This is a genomic window from Duganella sp. CT11-25 (assembly GCF_047302815.1).
Classification (GTDB): domain Bacteria; phylum Pseudomonadota; class Gammaproteobacteria; order Burkholderiales; family Burkholderiaceae_D; genus Rugamonas.
Genome location: NZ_JBKBFD010000001.1, coordinates 1725663 through 1744412, shown reverse-complemented (window position 1 = coordinate 1744412; position 18750 = coordinate 1725663). Strand labels below are relative to the sequence as shown.

Below are 18750 nucleotides of genomic sequence, written 5' to 3'. Positions count from 1 at the left end.
CCATGCCGACGATGTCCGCCGCGGGCCTGGCCGGCCGCGCCGCCGGTCCGCCGGCCAGGCTCGCCACCGTGGCCGGCGCCGCGCTGGCGGCGGTGGTCCTGCCCGGCTGGCTGCACGGCATGCCGCCGGCCGGGTGGTGGGGGCCGCTGGCCGCGCTGGCGGCGGCGCTGGCGGCAACCCGCTGCGCCAGCCGCACCGTGCTGCTGTGCCTGGCGGCGGTTGCGCTGGGCCTGGCACTGGACTTCACGCGCGTGCCGCCGGTGGTGCTGATGTCGCTGTGCGGCGCGCCGGAGCGCGGTTGGCTGCCGCTGCTGCTGGCGCATCTGCGGATGTTTCCGGCGACGTCGGCGTTGATGCTGTGCCTGTTGTTGCCGCACTATCTGCGGCGTCCGCGCCGGCTGCCGCTGCTGGCGCTGGAGTTCGCCGGCATGCTGGCGGCGATGACGCTGGCGATGGAGCTGTTCAGGCGGCTGGCCGTGCCGCTGGGCGGCGGCTGGGGACCGGATGGATGGGCCTGCGCGATGGCGGCGGGCATGATTGGATTCGAAACATTTTTCAGGAGACGAGTATGCGATATGCAAAAATAGCGCTGGTGCTGGCGGCAACGGCCGCCTGCCAGGCGTCGGCGGCCGAGATCGTGGCCGACGTGATCGACAATCCGCCGGTGCTGGGGGCCGGCAAGAAGCTGCTGCAGGCCGGCGAAAAATCCGCGCCGCCGCGCCTGAACCTGCTGCGCAAGGCCGACATGTCGGAAGTGGCGCCCGGCGTGCCGCGCGAGGTGGAGCTGAGCCTGGCGATCCAGTACGTCAACGGCTGGATACGCAATCCGAGCCTGGAGGCACCGGGCAAGATCAAGTACGACAAGGTCAGCCTGCGCAGCTATGTGCAAGGCGTGCCGGGCAAGGCGCATTCGATCGAGCCCAGCACGGAATGGGGGCCGCCGCGCCAGACCGCGTTTGTCGCACCGCAGATCGAGGCCTATCCGGGGCAGACGGTGCGCGTCACCCTCAACAACAACCTGCCGTTCGATCCGACCTGCATCAAGCTGGTGGGCGGGATCAACGTGCCGCATTGCTTCAACGGCACTAACCTGCACTCGCACGGCCTGTGGGTCAACCCGGCCGGCAACAGCGACAATGTGCTGATCTCGATTAACCCGGGCGTCGGCTTCCAATACGAATACAACATCCCGCCTACCCATCCCGCCGGCACGTTCTGGTATCACACCCACGTGCACGGCTCGACCGCGCTACAGGTGTCCAGCGGCATGGGCGGCGCGCTGATCGTGCGCGGCACGCGCAAGCCGACCGAGACCGAGAATGGCGACGTCGACACGCTGCTCAAACCGTTCCCCGAGCGCGTGCTGATGTTCCAGCAGATCCAGTATGCCTGCCGCTACCCGGCTGACGCCGAGGGGATTCGCAAGATCAAGACCTACGGCGACGAGGAGCGTAAAATCCATCCGAAAAACGATGATTTCCGCTATAAGTGCGACGAGGGCGACGTCGGCCGCATCGACGGCTACGACCAGCTCGCGCCCAGCACGTGGCGCAAGTCAGGCCGCTACACCAGCATCAACGGCGTGGTGATGGGCAAGCTGGTCAAGGCCAAGGCCGGCGTGGTCGAGCGCTGGCGCATGATACACGGCGGCGTGCGCGACACCATCGCGCTCAAGATACGCCGCCTGGCCGCCGATGCGCCGCCGCTCGCCGGCCTGACAGCCGCCGCCGAAACCGAAGACTATGTAAGGAAATACTGCACCGGCCCGGAACTGGAGCAATCGCTGGTGGCGGCCGACGGCCTGACCCTGGCCAAGGTGATGCGGAAGAAGGAAGTCATCTTCCAGCCGGCCTACCGTTGGGATGCGCTGGTGGTGTTCCCGGCCGCCGGCAACTACTGCCTGGTCAACGATGTTGAAGTGATGGCGACCATCGACCGCGCTGCGCCATCGGCGCAGCTGCTGGGCTTGGTGGAAGTGGAGGGCGGCACGCCGGTGGCGGGCGACGCGCGGAGCTATTTGCAGAACAAGCTGATCGCGTCGGCGCAAGCCAACCTGCCGCAAGTGAAGGCCAAGGTCACGGCCGAGCTGAAGAACGGACTCAGCTTGCGCAGCTTCGTGCCGCATGAAACCATTGCGGACAATGAAGTCACCGGCACGCAAACCATGATCTTCAATATCAAAGGCAGCAGCTACGAGGTCAACGGCGCTCCGTTCGATCCCAAGGCGCCACCGCGCAGCCTGCCGCTCGGCGGTGTCGAGGAATGGACGCTGACCTCGGACTTCGTCAGCCATCCGTTCCATATCCACGTCAACCCGTTCCAGATACTGAAGATACTGGCGCCGGACGGCACCGACATCAGCGGCGAGAATGCCGTCGACCCGGATGGCAAGGATAGCCAGTACGCCGGACTGAAGGGCGTGTGGAAGGATACCATCTGGGTCAAGAACCTGTTCGCGTCGGACGATCCGGCCAAGTCCAGGGAGGGCCGCTACACGGTCGTGGTGCGCACCCGCTACGAACGCTACATCGGCGACTTCGTCCTGCACTGCCACATCCTCGACCACGAAGACCAGGGCATGATGCAGGGCGTGAGGGTGGTGCTGCCGGACGGCGCCGGAGGCACCGCGCATGGCCATCACTGACGATTCTCATGGGAATGTTTATTGATGAGTAAAACTCATGAGGCCATGCTATTTTTGCCGTCTATTCATGGATGGAGGCATCCCGTACATTAGCGTCATCGAAAACCGCAACGGTACGCAAAATGTCCGCATTGAATAAACGGGCCATCCTGGCCATCATCCTCACGAGCTACGTCATGATCGTGCTCGACACCTCGGTCGTGCTGACGGGGCTGCCCAAGATCCACCAGGAGCTGGGCTTCACCGATACCGGCCTGGCCTGGGTGCAGAGCGCCTACACGCTGACCTTCGGCGGCTTCCTGCTGCTGGCCGCGCGCGCCGGCGATATCCTCGGCCGCCGCGCCATGCTGATCGCCGGACTGGCCATCTTCACGGCCGCCTCGGTGGCGATCGGCCTGGCGCGGTCGCCGCAGACGATGATCGCGGCCCGCGCGATACAAGGGCTGGGCGCGGCCATCCTGGCGCCGTCGACGCTGGCCCTGCTGCAAACCACCTTCACCGACGGCGCCGAGCGCATGAAGGCGGTCGCCTGGTACAGCGCGGTGGCCGGTGTCGCCGCCAGCGTCGGCCTGGTGATGGGCGGCGTGCTGACCGAGTGGCTGTCATGGCGCGTCGGCTTCTTCGTCAACCTGCCGATCGGCGTGTTGATGATCGCGGCGGCGCGCCGCCACATCGCGGAAAGCCCGCGCCGTCCGGGCCGGTTCGACGCGGCCGGCGCCGTCAGTTCGACGCTGGGCATGGGGGCGCTGGTGTATGGCTTCATCCGCTCGGCTTCGGCCGGCTGGGACGACGCCGTCACGCTGGGCGCGATTGCCGGCGGCCTGGCGCTGCTGGCCGCGTTCATCGCAAACGAAGCGCGCGCCGCGCAGCCGGTCATGCCGCTGCGGCTGTTCGCCAGCCGCGAGCGGGTCGCGGCTTATCTGGCGCGCATGCTGTTCCTTGCCGCGATGATCGGCTTCTTTTTCTTCACCACGCAGTACCTGCAAGTGATCGCGCATTTCAGCCCGTCCGCCACCGGCCTGGCCTTCCTGCCGATGACGCTGGTGAACTTCGCGGTGGCGATGGCGGTGCCGCGGCTGGGCCGCCGCTACGGCGGCGCGCGCGTGATGGCCATGGGACTGGCGGTCGGCGTGGCGGGCATGGCGTGGTTGAGCCGCGTGTCGGTCGATAGCGCTTACCTGACCGGCGTGGCGCTGCCGATGGTGCTGATCGGCGCGGGGCAGGGCATGGCCCTGAGCCAGCTGACGGCGTCCGGCATCAGCGGCGTGGCGCCGCAGGACGCGGGCGCCGCCTCCGGCGTGGTCAATGCGGCGCACCAGCTGGGCAATTCGCTGGGGCTGGCCGTGCTGGTGGCGATCGCCGCCGTCGGCGCGGGCCGGCTGCAAGGCGCCGCGCTACTGGCGCACCGCGTGACGGCCGCGCTGACCACCGCCACCGGCCTGCTGGCGCTGGCCTTCCTGCTGGTGTGGGCGCTGATCGTGCGGCCGCGGTCCGCGTCACTCCTGGTGGCGTAGCGCGCCGACCACCAGCTGGAACGCCGGCGAGGATTGGCGGCGGCTCGGGAAGTACAAGTGGTAGCCGGGGAAGGTCTGGCACCAGTCCCGCAGCACCTGGACCAGCGTGCCGTCCGCGACATGGCTGGCGGCCATGTCCTCCGGCAGGTAGGCCACGCCGTGGCCCGCCAGCGCGGCCCGCAGCCGCGGCGTGCTGCTGTTGAACACCCACTGGCCGTCGACCCGCACGTTGACGGCGGCGCCGTCCTTTTCAAAATCCCACACCAGCAGGTTGCCGTGCGTCGGCAGGCGCAGGTTGATGCAGTTGTGATCCTGCAGGTCGCGCGGCGTCAGCGGCTTGGAATGTTTGGCGAAGTAGGACGGCGCGGCCACCACCGCCATGCGCATGTCGGCGCCGATGCGCACCGCGATCATATCCTTCTCGACCTGGTCGCCCAGCCGCACGCCGGCGTCGTAGCGTTGCTCGACGATGTTGGTCATGCCGTAGTCGACGTTGATGTCGATCTTGATGTCGGGGTATTCGGCCAGCAGCGGCGCCAGCTTGGGCCACAGCACCGAGTTGGCGGCATGCTCGGCGCAGGTGATGCGGATGGTGCCGGCCGGCTTGTCGCGCATCTCGGTCAGCGCCGCCAGCTCGATATCGATCTCCTCGAAGCGCGGCCCGATGGCCTGCAACAGGCGCAGGCCGGCGTCGGTCGGGCTGACGCTGCGGGTGGTGCGGGTCAGCAGCCGTATGCCCAGCCGCGTCTCCAGGCCCCGTATCGTATGGCTCAGGGCCGATTGCGACACGCCCATTTGCCTGGCCGCCTTGGTGAAGCTGCCCTCGCGCGCCACGGCGACGAACGCCAAAAGGTCGTTGTAGTTTTCGTGTGCCATTGATGAGTTCCATTCATAAGCCCATACGGATTATAGTGGCTAATCATTTGAGTCGTTGACGGCTACACTGGATGGCATCGATAAGGAGAGCATCATGAAACAATTACCAGCAACGGCGGTACTGATCGGCAGCCTGATGTCGGCCGCCGCAGCGGAAGAGATGACGGCGCCGGTCAAGGTCACGCAGGTCGGCTCGCAGGCATCGGTGGCGGGGCCGGCGGCTAACTTCACGGGGACGGTGCGGGTCGATGCGCCGTTCAAGGGCAGTGGCGGGGCGCGCGTCGGCGGCGCGGTCGTCACCTTCGAGCCGGGCGCGCGCACCGCATGGCACACGCATCCGCTGGGCCAGACGCTGATCGTCACCGCCGGCGCGGGCCGCGTGCAGCACTGGGGCGGTCCGGTCCAGGAGATCAAGCCGGGCGACACCGTGTGGATACCGCCCAACACCAAGCACTGGCACGGCGCCGCGCCGACCACCTCCATGTCGCACATCGCCATCGCCGAGAATCTCGACGGCAAGGTGGTGGAGTGGCTGGAGAAGGTCAGCGACCGGCAGTACCAGCCCGGTTCTTGACGAACAAGGAGGTCAGCGCACCGACCACGCAGACGGCGATGACGTAGTACGCGGGGCCCAGCTTGTCGCTCTTCAGCATCACGGTGACGATGATCGGCGTCAGGCCGCCGAAGATGGCGTAGGACAGGTTGTACGAGAACGACAGCCCGGAGAAGCGGACCTGCGCCGGGAAGGCTTGCACCAGCACGCACGGTACCGCGCCGACCACGCCGACAAACAAACCGGTGACCGCGTACAGCGGCAGCAGCAGGTCGGGCCGCGCGGCGATGGTGGTGTAGAACAGGTAGGTGCAGATCGCCAGCAGCACGCTGCCGGCCATCAGCACGCGCCTGGCGCCCAGGCGGTCGGCCAGCACGCCGGCGATGATGCAGCCGAAGGCCAGGCATAGCGTGGCCGCCGTATTCGCCACCAGCGAGGTGCGGGCGTCGAAGTGGTAGATTTTCTGCAGCAGCGCGGGCGTCATCAGGATCACCACGACGATGGCGGCCGACAGCATCCAGGTCAGCAGCATCGATACGGCCACCGCGCCGCGATGGCTGCGCAGCACGGCCTTCAGCGGCATCTCGGCGGCCAGCGCTTTGCGCTGCTGCATTTCGGCGAACACCGGGGTTTCATGCAGCCAGCGGCGCAGGTACATCGCGCCCAGGCCGAACACGCCGCCCAGCAGGAACGGCAGGCGCCAGGCGCCGTCGGTCACCTCGGTTGGCGTGTAGACGGTATTCAGGCCGGTGGCGACCAGGGAGCCGAGCAGGATGCCGAAGGTCAGGCCGGCGGTCAAGGTGCCGCAGGCGTAGCCGGTGCGGTTGGCCGGCACGTGCTCGGAGACGAACACCCAGGCGCCAGGCACCTCGCCGCCGACCGCCGCGCCTTGCAGCACGCGCATCAGCAACAGCAGCAGCGGCGCCGCCAGGCCGATGGTGGCGTAGGTCGGCAACAGGCCTATCATCAGCGTCGGCACTGCCATCATCAGGATCGACAGCGTGAACATGCGCTTGCGGCCCAGCAGGTCGCCGAAGTGCGCCATGATGATGCCGCCCAGCGGACGCACCACGTAGCCGGCGGCGAAGATGCCGAAGGTCTGCAGCAGCTTCAGCCATTCCGGCATATCGGGCGGGAAGAACAGCTGTCCGATCGCGGCGGCGAAGAAGACAAAGATGATGAAGTCGTAGAATTCGAGAGCGCCGCCGAGGGCGGCCAGGGACAGGGTCTTGTAGTCCTGTCTGGTCAGCGGACGCGCGGCTGTGGTGTCGGTGGTGTGCATTTGTCTCTTTTTATAGGTGAAAGTGCCATGCGCTAGCATACGCACTTCCACCCGTCGAGTAAATGCCGTGCCGCCTTAGAAGCTATGCTTGATGCCGGTGATCAGGCCATTCTGGGTCTTGCCGGCGCCGACCGAGCCGCCCGCGCTGAGCGCCAGCGCCGCCGTGCCGTCGTTGTCGATGCGGCCGACCGCCGCATATACCGCGGTGCGCTTGGACAGGTTGTAGATCCCGCGCAGCAGGAACTGGGACGTGTCGTTGTTGCTGTTCTTGTAGTCCAACCTGGCGACCTGGCCGTCGATGGTCAGCAGCGGCGTGATGTTGTAGGCCGCGCCGAGGTAAACCAGGTTGCTGCGCGGGGTGGTGGCCGAGCCCTCGTTGCGGCGGGCGATGACGCCGCCGCCCACTTTCCAGTCGCCTTGCCTGATCAGGGCCGCAGCGTGGAAGCGGCTGTCGGTCTTGTCGCTGGTGTTCAAGCCGCCGGAGGCGAGCGGGCCGCCGTAGATGCGGTCGTAGGCGCTGAACAGCGAGAAGCCCTGGCCGTCGTAGCGCAGCATCGCCGACCATTCGCGGCACTGCATGGCGTCGGTGGCGCTCTCGCCGCCGCAGTTGGTGCCGGCGGGGCCGCCGGCCGACGAGGTGTCGCGGCCCAGGCTATAGGTGCCGCCGACGGTCACGCCGCCAAAGGTGCCGCGATACGCGACCGAGTTGTCGCTGCGGCCGTTCGGGATGAACGAGTCCAGCGAACCGAGGCCGTACTGCGACGGTCCGATGATGTCGACGTCGTAGGTGGAGGTGGTCAGCATATTGTAGTTGCGGCCGAAGGTGACCTGGCCCCAGCTGCCCGACAGGCCGACATTGGCCTGGCGGCCGAACAGGCGGTTGCCCTGGCCGAGGGTGCCGGTATCCGGCGCGAAGCCGTTTTCCAGCACGAAGACGGCTTTCAGACCGCCGCCCAGGTCCTCGGTGCCGCGGAAACCGAGGCGCGAAGGGAACATGCCGCCGCCCAGGCTGGGCATGCGGGTGACGCTGTTGCCGGCGGCGTCGGCGTTGCTGTAGTACTCGACGGCGGCGTCGATGATGCCGTAGGTGGTGATGCTGCTCTGCGCCTGGACGGCCATTGGGCTGATGCAGGCTGCCGCGATGGCGGTCAATGCGATTTTATTTTTCATACTTGTCTCCGGTTTCAGTTTTGAACAGGCGTGTTTGTAGAGTCGCCTCTTGCGAGGCGACGCCAGGGTGCGGCGGTTTAAAGCGCTATTTGGCGGCGGGCTGGTTCCAGTCCGTGGCGCCGGTGGTGGACGTCGAGGCAACCGAATACAGCGCGCCCGGTGCGTTCCGGGTCTGCTGGAAGTCGGCCAGCGACTGGCCGCGCATGGCGGCGTAGATGTGCAGGTTGGACACGCCCACCGAGGCGCCGAGCTTCTCCAGCAGGAAGAAGATCACGCCGTAGTGGATCATGCCGCGCCAGTCGCGTTTGGAGATCAGCTCGCGCTCCCGGGCGGTCAGCCCGGCTTCCTCATAGGTCGATTCGGCATCGGCGGCGAAGCGCGCGCGGAACTCCGGCTTCACCAGCTGGTGCAGGTACTTGTTGATGCGGTAGGCGCGCACGCTGGTCTCCAGCGTGAACGGATAAGTGCCTTCCAGTTCCGCCACGCCGTCCGTCTGGTGGCCGATGTGCGCCAGGTGCTGTTCGCGGCTGCGCGCGGTCAGCGCCTTGTCGGCCGGGACGTCGTTCTCGTACAGCGCCACGGCGATGCCGGTCATCGACGGCAGGTAGTATTCGCGGTGCAGGCAGCGCACCTTGGCCGACATGGCGCCGCGCATGGCCATCCACATCACCACCTCGGCGCTCTCCCAGCCGCCCAGGCGCGCGAAGTCGGCCTGCGTCATGTTCATCAGCGTTTCCGGATCGTTCTCGAACAGGTCGAGGAACTGGTGGTCCCACGGCGTGTTGTTGAAGCCCGCGCGCTCGCCGTGCACCTGGTGCGACAGGCCGCCGGTGGCGACCAGCACCACGTTCAGGTCTTCCGGATAGCTTTCGATGGCGCGGCGCAGACCCTGGCCCAGCTTGAAGCAGCGGCGCGCCGACGGCACCGGGAACTGCAGCACGCCGACCTGCAGCGGCACGATGCTGCCCGGCCAGCCGCCTTCCTTGTCGTGCGGCCACAGGATCGACAGCGGCGAGAAGCAGCCGTGGTCCAGCGGCTTTTGCTGGAAGAAGGACATATCGAATTCGTCGGCCATCAGCGATTTGCCGATGTGCTGCGCGAGGGCGGCATGGCCGGCGACGGGCGGCAGGTCGCGCGCGCCGCCGCCTTCATCGGCGGCGCTGTAGCTATCCCCGATGCCCAGCGCGAACGCCGAGTAGTGGTCGAAGAAGAACGAGGTGACGTGATCGTTGTAGATCACCATCAGGACGTCGGGCTTCTTCTCCGCCAGCCATTTCTGCACCGGCTCGTACGCCTTGAAGATGGGCGCCCAGGCGGCGTCCTGCTGCTTGCCGGCGTCGAGCGCGAAGCCGATGGTCGGGGTATGGGACGAGGCGATGGCGCCGATGATATTAGCCATGATGATTCCTAAGCTGCCGCGGTGCGTCGACCGAGCTTGTTGACAATGATGAAGATGGCCGCCAGCGTCGCCGGTCCCGCCAGGATGGCGATCACCGCGCTGAAACCCCAGCCCATCGACAGCAGCACGCCGCCGGTGAAGGAGCCGAAAATACTGCCGAAGCGGCCCATGCCCTGCATCCAGCTGACGCCTGTGGCGCGCACCACGGTCGGGTAGCAGGACGGAGCGTAGGCATTCAGCCCGGTCTGGGCGCCGCTCATGCAGAAACCCGCCAGCAGCACGAAGACGGCGAACATCGACGATTCTACGCTGCCCGAGGCCAGGCACAGGATGAAGATCGCGCCGCCCATGTAGGCTGCGGAAATCACCTTGTTCGGCGACACGCGGTCCATGAAGTAGCCGACCAGCAGCGCGCCCACGGTGCCGCCCAGTTGGAACAGCGCGGTGATGTTGGCGGCGCGTTCGATCGGCAGGCCGGCATCCTTGATCATGGTCGGCAGCCAGCCGCTCAGCAGGTAGATCACCAGCAGGCCCATGAAGTAGGTGCCCCACAGCGACAGCGTGGTGGCGCGATAAGCGGAAGACAACAGCACCTTGCCCGGTTGCGAACCGGTCACCTGCGGTTCGCTGATGGTGAACTGGGCGTGCTCCGGCACGTCGCCGCCGACCACGCGGCGCAGCGTGCGGCCGATGCGTTCGGCCGGGAATTTGCGCACCACCAGGAAGCGCACCGATTCCGGGATCAGCAACAGGTAGATTGGCAGGCAGGCCAGCGGAATCGCGCCGCCGACGATCAGCACCGTGCGCCAGCCGTAGTGCGGCAGCAGGGCCGCCGCGCCGAAGCCGACCAGCGCCGAGCCCAGGTTGAAGCCGGTGAACATGATCGCGATCAGCGTCGAGCGCGAACGCTCCGGCACGTATTCCGACAGCAGGGTGGTGGTGTTCGGCATGGCCGCGCCCAGGCCCAGGCCGGTCAGGAAACGCAGCGCCGACAATGTCACGACATCGCTGGCGAAGGCGCTCAGCACGCTGAAGGCGCCGAACCAGGCGACTGAAGTCAGCAGCAGTTTTTTGCGGCCGTAGCGGTCCGACATGGGGCCGACCAGGATGGCGCCGATCGCCAGGCCGATGGGCGCGGCGCTCATGACGACGCCGAAGGCGGCACGCGAGATGCCCCACTCCTTGGTGATGTCAGGCGCCAGGAAGCCCATGATCGCGACGTCCATGCCATCGGTCGCGACGATCAGGAAGCAGAGTGCCAGCAGCAGCCACTGATAGCCGCTCATCTTCCTGTTGTTGATATGCGCCCTGACATCGAGCGTTTGTCCTATATTCATTAAGTCTCCTGATCGAATTTATGTTCTATGTAAAAGAGTGTAAAGACGAGTGGCAGCGCCACCGCTATCGCAGTGTACGTTTGGAGAAGAGGGGGTGTATTGCTTTTGACTGCCGGACCGTTTCAATCTGCTTATCGGTCGGATGGTTGCCGGAACTGACCCCGGACTTTAGCGCCAGCGGGCGCTGATCGCCTCGATTTCCGCCAGCAGCGCGTAGGCGCCGGGGGAGAGATGGGCGCCCTTGCGCGTGGTGACGCCGATGCTGCGTTCCATGCCCGGCATCTCAAACGGCAGCACCACCAGTTGCCCGGTCCGCACTTCGTGGTGCAGTTGATGCGCCGACAGCACGGTCAGCATGTCGCTGGAAACCAACAGTCCGCGCAGCAGCGCCAGGTCGCCGGTTTCGACGGCGGGCGAGGGCGGCGCCTCGCCGCCGCGCTGAAAGAACTGCATCAGCGATTCGCGCAGGGGCGTGCCGCTGCGCGACAGCACCCAGGGATAGCCGGTCAGGTCGGCCAGCTTCAGGGTCTTGCGCGCGGCCAGCGGATGGCCCTTGCGCGCCACCAGCGCCGCCTTGTCCTCGAACAGGGAGCGCGATTCGAAGGCGTCGCCGGCGCCGGCGCGCTGGGCGCCGACGATAAAGTCGATACGCCCGCTCAGCAGGTTGGCGGTCAGCTCCTCGTAGGGGCTTTCCAGCGAACGGATCTGCAGCTGTGGATGGCGCTTGAGCACCGAGGCGATCGCCGTCGGCAGCAGCTGCGAACGCGCCAGCGGCAGGGCGCCCATGGTCACCACGCCCAGCACCACGCCGGCCAGCGCGGCGATGTCCTCGGGGATGTGGCGCAGTTCGGCCAGCACCCGCTCGAACGCCTCGCTCCAGCGCCGTCCGGCATCGGTCGGGACCATGCCGTGCGCGGTACGCAGGAACAGCGGCTGGCCCAGCATGTCCTCCAGCCGGGCGATGGCCTGGCTGACCGCCGATTGCGACACGCCCATCGCATGTGCCACGCTGGGCATGTGGTGCACTTCCGCCAGCAGCGCCGCCGCTTGCAGGCGGCGCTCGTTGAGCAGCGCCTCGATGCCGCCGACCTTGCTGCCGTTGCGGTCGCGCAGGCGCATGGCTTCCTCGCGCACCTCGTACAGTTCGGCCTCGATGCGGTCGGCGCGCAGCCGCACCACTTCGCCGGCGGCGGTCAGCAGCATGCCGCGCCCCTTGCGCTCGAACAGCTGCACTTCCAGGCTTTCCTCCAGCGCCGCCACCGAGCGGGCGACCGCCGAGGAAGCCCGGAACAGGCTCTCGGACGAGCGCCGTATGCCGCCGCTGGCGGCGACGGCATTGAAAGCGTGGAGGTGGCGCAGGCTGACCAGGATCATGTGATTAAAAATTGGGCTCGATAAGCAGATTAGAACAAATCCGCGCGCACAACGCAACCACGCGATTCGCCAGGCCACGGATACTGGCCTTATCTACACAGCCCCGAGCCCTGGCCTTATGACTAATTCCGATTTGCGCGCCATCCCTTGCATGCTGATGCGCGGTGGTACCTCGCGCGGGCCGTTTTTCCTGGAGTCCGACCTGCCGGCCGATACCGCCGCGCGCGACCGCGTGCTGCTGGCGGCGATGGGGTCGCCCGATCCGCGCCAGATCGACGGCTTGGGCGGCGCCCATCCGCTGACCAGCAAGGTCGGCATCGTGCGCCGCAGTACCACGCCGGGCGTCGATCTCGATTTCCTGTTCGCACAGCTGCAGCCGAATAACGACACCGTCGATGTCACGCCCAATTGCGGCAACATGCTGGCGGCGGCGCTGCCGTTCGCGCTGGAGCGCGGCCTGCTGCAGGTTGCCGATGGCGAAACCACGGCCCGCATCCTGACGCTGAATACCGGCATGCAGTGCGACGTCACCGTGCAAACGCCGGGCGGCAAGCTGCAATACGGCGGCGACGCCCGCATCGACGGCGTGCCCGGCACGGCTGCGCCGATCACCATCAACTTCCTCGACACGGCGGGGTCGGTGTGTCCGTCGCTGCTGCCTTCCGGCCGGGTGCTGGACCGCGTCGCCGTCGGCGGCGACGCGCCATACGAAGTCGACGCGACGCTGATCGACAACGGCATGCCGATGGTGCTGGTGCGCGCGGGCGATTTCGGCATCACCGGCTACGAAACCGTGGCGGAGATGAACGCCAACACCGCCTTGCGGGCCCGGATTGAAGCGCTGCGCCTCGCCGCCGGTCCTTTGATGGGACTGGGTGACGTCAAGACCAGGAATTATCCGAAGATGTGCCTGATCGCAGCGCCACGAGATGGCGGCAGCCTCGCCACGCGCTGCTTCATTCCGCATGTCTGCCACGAGTCCATCGGCGTACTGGCCGCCGTCACCGTGGCTACCGCCTGCGTGCTGAAAGGCTCGGTGGCCGACGGCATCGCCAGCGTGCCTGGCGGGGCGCGCAAGACCCTGTCCATCGAACACCCGACCGGCGAATTCAGCGTCGAGCTGGCGCTGGACCCGAACAATCCCGAGCAGGTAACACGCGCCGCCTTGCTGCGCACTGCTCGTCCTATCATGCGGGGCGAAGTGCTGGTCCCCGCGTCCATCTGAAGAGGATCACACCTGATGCGCAAACCCCTGATTATCGATTGCCACGGCCACTACACCACCGCGCCGAAAGCGCTGGAAGAGTGGCGCAACAAGCAGGTCGCCAACCTGAACACGCCGGCGCTGGGACCGAAGGTTTCGGAGCTGAAGATCAGCGACGACGAGCTGCGCGAATCCATCGAATCGAACCAGCTGCGCCTGATGAAGGAACGCGGCTCGGACCTGACCATCTTCTCGCCGCGCGCCAGCTTCATGGCGCACCACATCGGCGACTTCAACACCAGCGCCACCTGGGCCGCGATCTGCAATGAGCTGTGCGCCCGCGTGGCCGGGCTGTTCCCGGATCACTTCATCGGCGCCGCCATGCTGCCGCAATCGCCGGGCGTCGATCCCGCCAGCTGCATTCCCGAACTGGAGAAGTGCATCAAGCAATACGGCATGGTCGGCATCAACCTGAACCCGGATCCATCGGGCGGCCATTGGACCTCGCCGCCGCTGTCGGACCGCTCGTGGTATCCGATCTACGAAAAGATGGTGGAGTACGGCATTCCGGCGATGATCCACGTCAGCACCAGCTGCAACGCCTGCTTCCACACCACCGGCGCGCACTACCTGAACGCCGATACCACCGCCTTCATGCAGTGCCTGACCAGCGATTTGTTCAAGGACTTCCCGGACCTGAAGTTCCTGATCCCGCACGGCGGCGGCGCCGTGCCTTACCACTGGGGCCGATTCCGCGGCCTGGCGCAGGAAATGAAAAAGCCGCTGCTGACCGAGCACCTGCTGAACAACATCTTCTTCGACACCTGCGTCTACCACCAGCCGGGCATCGACCTGCTGACCAAGGTCATGCCAGTCAAGAACGTGCTGTTCGCCTCCGAGATGATCGGCGCCGTGCGCGGCATCGACCCGGAAACCGGCAACTACTACGACGACACCAAGCGCTACATCGAAGCGGCCAACCTGACCGACGACGACCGCTTTAATATTTTCGAAGGCAACGCGCGCAAGGTCTTTCCGCGCCTGGACGCCGCTTTGAAGGAGAAAGGATTATGACCACTACGCCGCTGATCAATCAACTGGGCATCGTCAAGCGCAACATCGTGCGCGCGGAGCGCCAGCACGTCGACCACCTGGGCCAGTTCGGCAGCGCCACCGTGCATGAGGCGATGGGCCGTGTCGGCCTGCTGAAGCCTTACATGCGTCCGATCTACCCGGGCGCGCTGGTGGCCGGCACCGCCGTCACCGTGCTGCTGCACCCCGGCGACAACTGGATGATGCACGTGGCGGCGGAACAGATCCAGCCGGGCGACATCGTGGTGGCCGCCATCACCGCCGACTGCACCGACGGCTATTTCGGCGACCTGCTGGCGACCAGCTTCATGGCGCGCGGCGCCAAGGCACTGATCATCGACGCCGGCGTGCGCGACGTGCGCATCCTCAAGGAGATGGGTTTCCCGGTGTGGAGCAAGTGCGTCAGCGCCAAGGGCACGATCAAGGCGACGGTGGGTTCGGTGAACATTCCGGTGCTGTGCGCCGGTGCGCTGGTCAATCCGGGAGACGCCATCATCGCCGACGATGACGGCGTGGTCGTGGTGCCGGCCGCCGACGTGGCGCGCGTGGCCGCCGTCGCGCAAAAGCGCGAGGACCTGGAAGGCGAGAAGCGCGCCAGACTGGCAGCCGGCGTGCTGGGGCTGGACATGTACAACATGCGCGGACCGCTGGAGCAGGCCGGCCTCAAATACATCGACTGAGATGCGGAGCCGGCCGAAGGAATGGACCGTAGGCCTGGTCGGCTACGGTGAGGTAGGGCGCATCCTGGCGGAGGACCTGCGCCGCTTGCGCATGGCCGTCAATGCCTACGATGTCAAGTTGGGCACGCCCGACGGCGCCGCCATGCAAGCGCACGCGGAGCAGCGCGGCGTCGGACTCAAGCCCTCGCACGCGGCGCTGGCCTCGTCGGCGGACCTGGTGATCTCCGCCGTCACCGCCAGCCAGACCGTCGCCGTGGCTGCGGCCTGCGCGCCGGGCATGCGCCGCGACGCCTTCTTCCTCGACTTCAATTCCGCCTCGCCGAACGCCAAGCGCACGGCCTGCGACGCGATCACCAGCGCCGGTGCGCGCTATGTCGAGGGCGCCGTCATGACCTCGATGCCGCCGTACCGCCAGCGCGTGCCGCTGCTGCTGGGCGGCACGCACGCCGCCGTGCTGGCGCCGCTGCTCAACGACATCGGCTTCGCCAGCAAGATGGCGTCCGACCAGATCGGCGTCGCCTCCGCCGTCAAGATGTGCCGCAGCGTGATGATCAAGGGGCTGGAGGCGATGGTCATCGAAAGCTTCACGGCGGCCCGCGCCTACGGTGTGGAAGACGCGCTATTGGCCTCGCTGCTGGAGACTTTCCCCGGCATCGACTGGGAAAAGCAGGGCGCTTATTTCTTCCAGCGCGTGATCGAGCATGGCCGCCGCCGTGCCGAAGAGATGCAGGAATCCGCCCGCACCGTGGCCGATGCCGGCCTGACGCCGTTCTCCGCCTACGGCACGGCGCAGCGCCAGGCCTGGATCGGCGACATGGCCGACGCCGGAATATTCGGAATCAAAGGCGGTACCGCCTTTGCCCGCAGCGCCGACTGGCGCACGGAAGCAGACCGTATCCTTGCGGCCATCAAGGAAAAATAGAAAACCACCACGGAGACCAAATGGATTTCAAAAAAATAGCAGTACTGGGATTGTTCGCCTGCACAGCCATCGCCGCGCAGGCTTCGCAGGAAGATGACGCCAGGGCGCTGGTCAAGAAAGCCATCGTCGCCATCAAGGCGCAGGGCATCGAAAAAGCCTGCGCCGACTTTGCGGATCCCGCCAAGGGCTATATGGCCGGCGAATCCTATGTCTATGTCCACGACATGCGCGCCAGGATGCTGTGCAACGCCGGCAGCCCGCGCACCGTCGGCAAGGACATGATCGAGATGAAGGACATGGACGGCAAGTACTTCAACAAGGAGATGCTGGAGATCGCCAAGACCAAGGGCAGCGGCTGGCTGGAATACAAGTGGGTCAACCCCAAGACCAAGAACATCCAGGACAAGAAATCCTATGTCGAACGACAGGAGGATTTCATTGTCGGTTCCGGCTTCTATAAATAAGCCGCGTTATGAGCCCGTGGCGCCTTTCGGCGTGCGGGCGCCCCAGACGGCATAGAACAGCACGTACAGTTCGCAGGCCGCCGTCAGCAGGAACGATTGCTGCAGGCCGTAGGTGTCGGCCAGCCAGCCCTGGATCACGACCAGCGCGCCGCCGGCGATGGCCATGATCAGCAGGCCGGCGCCTTCTTCGGTCAGCGGGCCCAGATCCTTGATGCCGAGCGTGAAGATGGTCGGGAACATCACCGAGTGGAACAGGCCGACCGAGATCAGCGCCCACATCGCCACATTGCCGCTGCCCAGCGCCGCCACCATCATGACGATGAACGCGCCGATGCTGGCCAACGCCAACACCGATTCCGCCGAGATCTTGCGCATCAGCGCGCTGCCGGCGAAACGACCCACCATCATGCCGCCCCACAGGATGAACAGGTAGTGCGCGCCTTGCTCATGGGTGAGGCCGCCGATATGCGGCTGCTCGACGAAGTTGATGAACAGGTTGGCGACGCCGATTTCCGCGATCAGGTAAATGAAGATGGCCGGGATGCCGAATACCAGGTTGCGATGGCGCCACAGCGACAGGCCGCCGCGCTGTTCCCTGGACGCGCTGTGGGCGCCGCCCTGCAGCGCCGGCAGCGGAAAGCGGGCAATGACCAGCGCCAGGACGACCAGCACCGCCGCGACGATCAGATAAGGCAGTTGCACCGCCTGCGCATCGGCCAGGCGTTCGGCCTGGGTCAGCACGTGGCCGGCTTCGGCCGTGCCCGAGCTGGAGCGGCCCAGGATCAGGTAGGCGCCGAACAGCGGCGCCAGCGTGGTGCCCAGCGAATTGAACGCCTGCACCAGGTTCAGGCGCGCGGACGCATCCTTCGGCGAACCGACCACGGCGACATACGGATTGGCCGACACCTGCAGCAGCGTGATGCCGCAGGCGATGACGAACAGCGCCGCCAGCGTGACCGGATACGACGGCAGGCGCGCCGCCGGCACCATCAGGATCGAGCCGACCGCCATGATGCACAGGCCGGTGACCAGCGATTTTTTGTAGCCGACGCGCTTGATCAGGCGCGCCGAAGGAATCGCGGCCACGAAATAGGCGATGAACCATACCGACTCGATGAGCGTGGTCTGCGTGTAGCTGAGCTCGAACACGCTGCGCAGGTGCGGCAGCAGCGTGTTGTTGATGACGGTGATGAAGCCCCAGGTGAAGAACAGGCTGGCCAGCAGCGACATCACGGCGCGTGCGCTCGCGGGTGAGGGAGCGTGCGACTCCGGGATGGCGGCGGATGTTGAAATTGGACCTGGCATGCAAAAATCTCCTGAGACTCATTGTTTGCCGGCTATGCTAATGGATCGGTCCGCCGATTACCAATGCACAAAATTGCATTTGCTATGTCAGTTGGATATAGAACATTGTTGCGGCATTGCGACGCTCGTACTGCGCCGCCGTAAAACCCAGCCGTTCACGGGCGTAGAGGGGCAGAAACGGCCTATTTTATGCTGCGTCGCAATATGAATTTAGCTTTACAAATTCCTACGGTAAGCTAAAGTCAGTACAAATGATAACGCTATCTTCGCGTTGCCAGCTAAATCCCCATTTCAAAGTTGAAGTTGCCGCCGTTATGTGGGGCTACTTAACAGAAATGAAATGTTAGCGCTAACTTGATCTGGAGCAGTGGATGGAGAGTATTCGTTGGGTGGTGATGGGTGTCAGTGGTTGCGGCAAGAGCACCGTGGGGCAGGCGTTGGCGACCGCGCAGGGCGTGCCTTACATCGAGGGCGACCAGTTTCATCCTGACGCCAATGTGGCCAAGATGTCGGCCGGCATCCCGCTCAACGACGACGACCGCGCCGGCTGGCTGCTGGCGCTGCAGGCGCAGGTGCGCGACGCGCAGCAGCGCAACGCCGGCCTGGTGATGTCATGCTCGGCGTTGAAACGGCGCTACCGCGACCTGCTGCGCCAGGGCGACCCGGCGCTGCGCTTCGCCCACCTGAACGGCCCGAAGGAATTGATTTCGGCGCGCATGCAGGCGCGCGCCAACCATTACATGCCGCCTTCGCTGCTGGACAGCCAGTTCCGCGACCTGGAACCGCTGCAGGCGGACGAGGCGGGCATCACGCTCGATATCGGCGAGGCCCCGACCCTGTTGGTGGCGCAGATACTCCGGGAGGAACAACGCCAGGCTTGACGGGCTGGGCATGGAAGCAAAAGAAGTACCGCAGCGGGCCGTCAGCAGTACCG

At 66.0% G+C, this 18750-nt stretch carries 17 protein-coding genes; 10 read left to right on the top strand and 7 right to left on the bottom strand.

Going from position 1 to position 18750, the window contains the following annotated elements:
• The first annotated feature begins 2 nt into the window (after positions 1–2).
• The 3 genes from ACEN9F_RS07125 to ACEN9F_RS07115 all read left to right on the top strand — a co-directional run bounded on the left by ACEN9F_RS07125 (position 3) and on the right by ACEN9F_RS07115 (position 4158).
• A complete protein-coding gene (locus tag ACEN9F_RS07125) occupies positions 3–587 on the top strand; it encodes a hypothetical protein (RefSeq protein ID WP_413419239.1) in 585 nt (194 codons plus the stop codon).
• The gene (locus ACEN9F_RS07120; RefSeq protein ID WP_413419237.1) at positions 569–2644 is read left to right on the top strand and encodes a multicopper oxidase family protein; all 2076 of its coding nucleotides are present in this window, start codon (positions 569–571) and stop codon (positions 2642–2644) included. Before ACEN9F_RS07125 ends, ACEN9F_RS07120 begins: the two co-directional genes overlap by 19 nt.
• Before the next feature lie 122 nt (positions 2645–2766).
• A complete protein-coding gene (locus ACEN9F_RS07115) occupies positions 2767–4158 on the top strand; it encodes an MFS transporter (RefSeq protein WP_413419235.1) in 1392 nt (463 codons plus the stop codon).
• Here ACEN9F_RS07115 and ACEN9F_RS07110 read toward each other — a convergent pair.
• Positions 4141–5034, bottom strand: coding sequence for a LysR family transcriptional regulator (locus ACEN9F_RS07110; RefSeq protein ID WP_413419233.1), 894 nt, complete (start codon positions 5032–5034; stop codon positions 4141–4143). The genes ACEN9F_RS07115 and ACEN9F_RS07110 overlap by 18 nt on opposite strands.
• A gap of 94 nt (positions 5035–5128) precedes the next feature.
• Here ACEN9F_RS07110 and ACEN9F_RS07105 point away from each other — a divergent pair, with 94 nt between their 5' ends.
• Positions 5129–5608 carry a cupin domain-containing protein gene (locus ACEN9F_RS07105; RefSeq protein ID WP_413419231.1) on the top strand — a complete coding sequence of 160 codons (480 nt, stop codon included), beginning with the start codon at positions 5129–5131 and terminating at the stop codon, positions 5606–5608.
• Here the strand turns inward: ACEN9F_RS07105 and ACEN9F_RS07100 are convergent.
• The 5 genes from ACEN9F_RS07100 to ACEN9F_RS07080 all read right to left on the bottom strand — a co-directional run bounded on the left by ACEN9F_RS07100 (position 5577) and on the right by ACEN9F_RS07080 (position 12149).
• Entirely contained in the window at positions 5577–6869 is a 1293-nt protein-coding gene (locus ACEN9F_RS07100; protein WP_413419229.1) for an MFS transporter, read from the bottom strand. The two genes, ACEN9F_RS07105 and ACEN9F_RS07100, sit on opposite strands and share 32 nt — an antisense overlap.
• Before the next feature lie 75 nt (positions 6870–6944).
• Complete coding sequence (locus tag ACEN9F_RS07095) at positions 6945–8039, bottom strand: porin (RefSeq protein WP_413419227.1); 1095 nt, start codon at positions 8037–8039, stop codon at positions 6945–6947.
• An 85-nt stretch (positions 8040–8124) separates the two neighbouring features.
• Positions 8125–9438 (bottom strand): gallate dioxygenase, encoded by a 1314-nt coding sequence (locus tag ACEN9F_RS07090; protein WP_413419225.1) that lies wholly within the window; start codon positions 9436–9438, stop codon positions 8125–8127.
• An 8-nt stretch (positions 9439–9446) separates the two neighbouring features.
• Positions 9447–10775, bottom strand: a complete 1329-nt coding sequence (locus tag ACEN9F_RS07085; RefSeq protein ID WP_413419223.1) for an MFS transporter — start codon at positions 10773–10775, stop codon at positions 9447–9449.
• 168 nt (positions 10776–10943) lie between these two features.
• Complete coding sequence (locus ACEN9F_RS07080; RefSeq protein ID WP_413419221.1) at positions 10944–12149, bottom strand: LysR family transcriptional regulator; 1206 nt, start codon at positions 12147–12149, stop codon at positions 10944–10946.
• 118 nt (positions 12150–12267) lie between these two features.
• On the opposite strand from ACEN9F_RS07080, the gene ACEN9F_RS07075 reads away from it, so the two are divergent.
• The 5 genes from ACEN9F_RS07075 to ACEN9F_RS07055 are packed head-to-tail and all read left to right on the top strand — an operon-like array spanning position 12268 to position 16511.
• Positions 12268–13374: a 4-oxalomesaconate tautomerase gene (locus ACEN9F_RS07075; protein WP_413419219.1), complete on the top strand. Its 1107-nt coding sequence runs from the start codon at positions 12268–12270 to the stop codon at positions 13372–13374.
• A 27-nt stretch (positions 13375–13401) separates the two neighbouring features.
• Positions 13402–14427, top strand: a complete 1026-nt coding sequence (locus tag ACEN9F_RS07070; protein WP_413426994.1) for an amidohydrolase family protein — start codon at positions 13402–13404, stop codon at positions 14425–14427.
• A 14-nt stretch (positions 14428–14441) separates the two neighbouring features.
• Complete coding sequence (gene ligK / locus ACEN9F_RS07065; RefSeq protein ID WP_413426992.1) at positions 14442–15125, top strand: 4-carboxy-4-hydroxy-2-oxoadipate aldolase/oxaloacetate decarboxylase; 684 nt, start codon at positions 14442–14444, stop codon at positions 15123–15125.
• A 1-nt stretch (position 15126) separates the two neighbouring features.
• Positions 15127–16047: a DUF1932 domain-containing protein gene (locus ACEN9F_RS07060; RefSeq protein WP_413419217.1), complete on the top strand. Its 921-nt coding sequence runs from the start codon at positions 15127–15129 to the stop codon at positions 16045–16047.
• 20 nt (positions 16048–16067) lie between these two features.
• A complete protein-coding gene (locus ACEN9F_RS07055) occupies positions 16068–16511 on the top strand; it encodes a cache domain-containing protein (protein ID WP_413419215.1) in 444 nt (147 codons plus the stop codon).
• 6 nt (positions 16512–16517) lie between these two features.
• On the opposite strand, the gene ACEN9F_RS07050 is transcribed toward ACEN9F_RS07055, so the two are convergent.
• Positions 16518–17816, bottom strand: coding sequence for a sugar MFS transporter (locus ACEN9F_RS07050; protein WP_413419213.1), 1299 nt, complete (start codon positions 17814–17816; stop codon positions 16518–16520).
• Positions 17817–18187: 371 nt separating this feature from the next.
• Here ACEN9F_RS07050 and ACEN9F_RS07045 point away from each other — a divergent pair, with 371 nt between their 5' ends.
• Positions 18188–18697: a gluconokinase gene (locus tag ACEN9F_RS07045; RefSeq protein ID WP_413419211.1), complete on the top strand. Its 510-nt coding sequence runs from the start codon at positions 18188–18190 to the stop codon at positions 18695–18697.
• Positions 18698–18750 lie beyond the last annotated feature (53 nt).

Excerpts from the sequence above, each read along its gene's own strand:
- ACEN9F_RS07125 (WP_413419239.1), top strand. The coding sequence starts at position 3 with ATGCCGACGATGTCCGCCGCGGGCCTGGCCGGCCGCGCCGCCGGTCCG.
- ACEN9F_RS07120 (WP_413419237.1), top strand. The coding sequence starts at position 569 with ATGCGATATGCAAAAATAGCGCTGGTGCTGGCGGCAACGGCCGCCTGC.
- ACEN9F_RS07115 (WP_413419235.1), top strand. The coding sequence starts at position 2,767 with ATGTCCGCATTGAATAAACGGGCCATCCTGGCCATCATCCTCACGAGC.
- ACEN9F_RS07110 (WP_413419233.1), bottom strand. The coding sequence starts at position 5,034 with ATGGCACACGAAAACTACAACGACCTTTTGGCGTTCGTCGCCGTGGCG.
- ACEN9F_RS07105 (WP_413419231.1), top strand. The coding sequence starts at position 5,129 with ATGAAACAATTACCAGCAACGGCGGTACTGATCGGCAGCCTGATGTCG.
- ACEN9F_RS07100 (WP_413419229.1), bottom strand. The coding sequence starts at position 6,869 with ATGCACACCACCGACACCACAGCCGCGCGTCCGCTGACCAGACAGGAC.
- ACEN9F_RS07095 (WP_413419227.1), bottom strand. The coding sequence starts at position 8,039 with ATGAAAAATAAAATCGCATTGACCGCCATCGCGGCAGCCTGCATCAGC.
- ACEN9F_RS07090 (WP_413419225.1), bottom strand. The coding sequence starts at position 9,438 with ATGGCTAATATCATCGGCGCCATCGCCTCGTCCCATACCCCGACCATC.
- ACEN9F_RS07085 (WP_413419223.1), bottom strand. The coding sequence starts at position 10,775 with ATGAATATAGGACAAACGCTCGATGTCAGGGCGCATATCAACAACAGG.
- ACEN9F_RS07080 (WP_413419221.1), bottom strand. The coding sequence starts at position 12,149 with ATGATCCTGGTCAGCCTGCGCCACCTCCACGCTTTCAATGCCGTCGCC.
- ACEN9F_RS07075 (WP_413419219.1), top strand. The coding sequence starts at position 12,268 with ATGACTAATTCCGATTTGCGCGCCATCCCTTGCATGCTGATGCGCGGT.
- ACEN9F_RS07060 (WP_413419217.1), top strand. The coding sequence starts at position 15,127 with ATGCGGAGCCGGCCGAAGGAATGGACCGTAGGCCTGGTCGGCTACGGT.
- ACEN9F_RS07055 (WP_413419215.1), top strand. The coding sequence starts at position 16,068 with ATGGATTTCAAAAAAATAGCAGTACTGGGATTGTTCGCCTGCACAGCC.
- ACEN9F_RS07050 (WP_413419213.1), bottom strand. The coding sequence starts at position 17,816 with ATGCCAGGTCCAATTTCAACATCCGCCGCCATCCCGGAGTCGCACGCT.
- ACEN9F_RS07045 (WP_413419211.1), top strand. The coding sequence starts at position 18,188 with ATGGAGAGTATTCGTTGGGTGGTGATGGGTGTCAGTGGTTGCGGCAAG.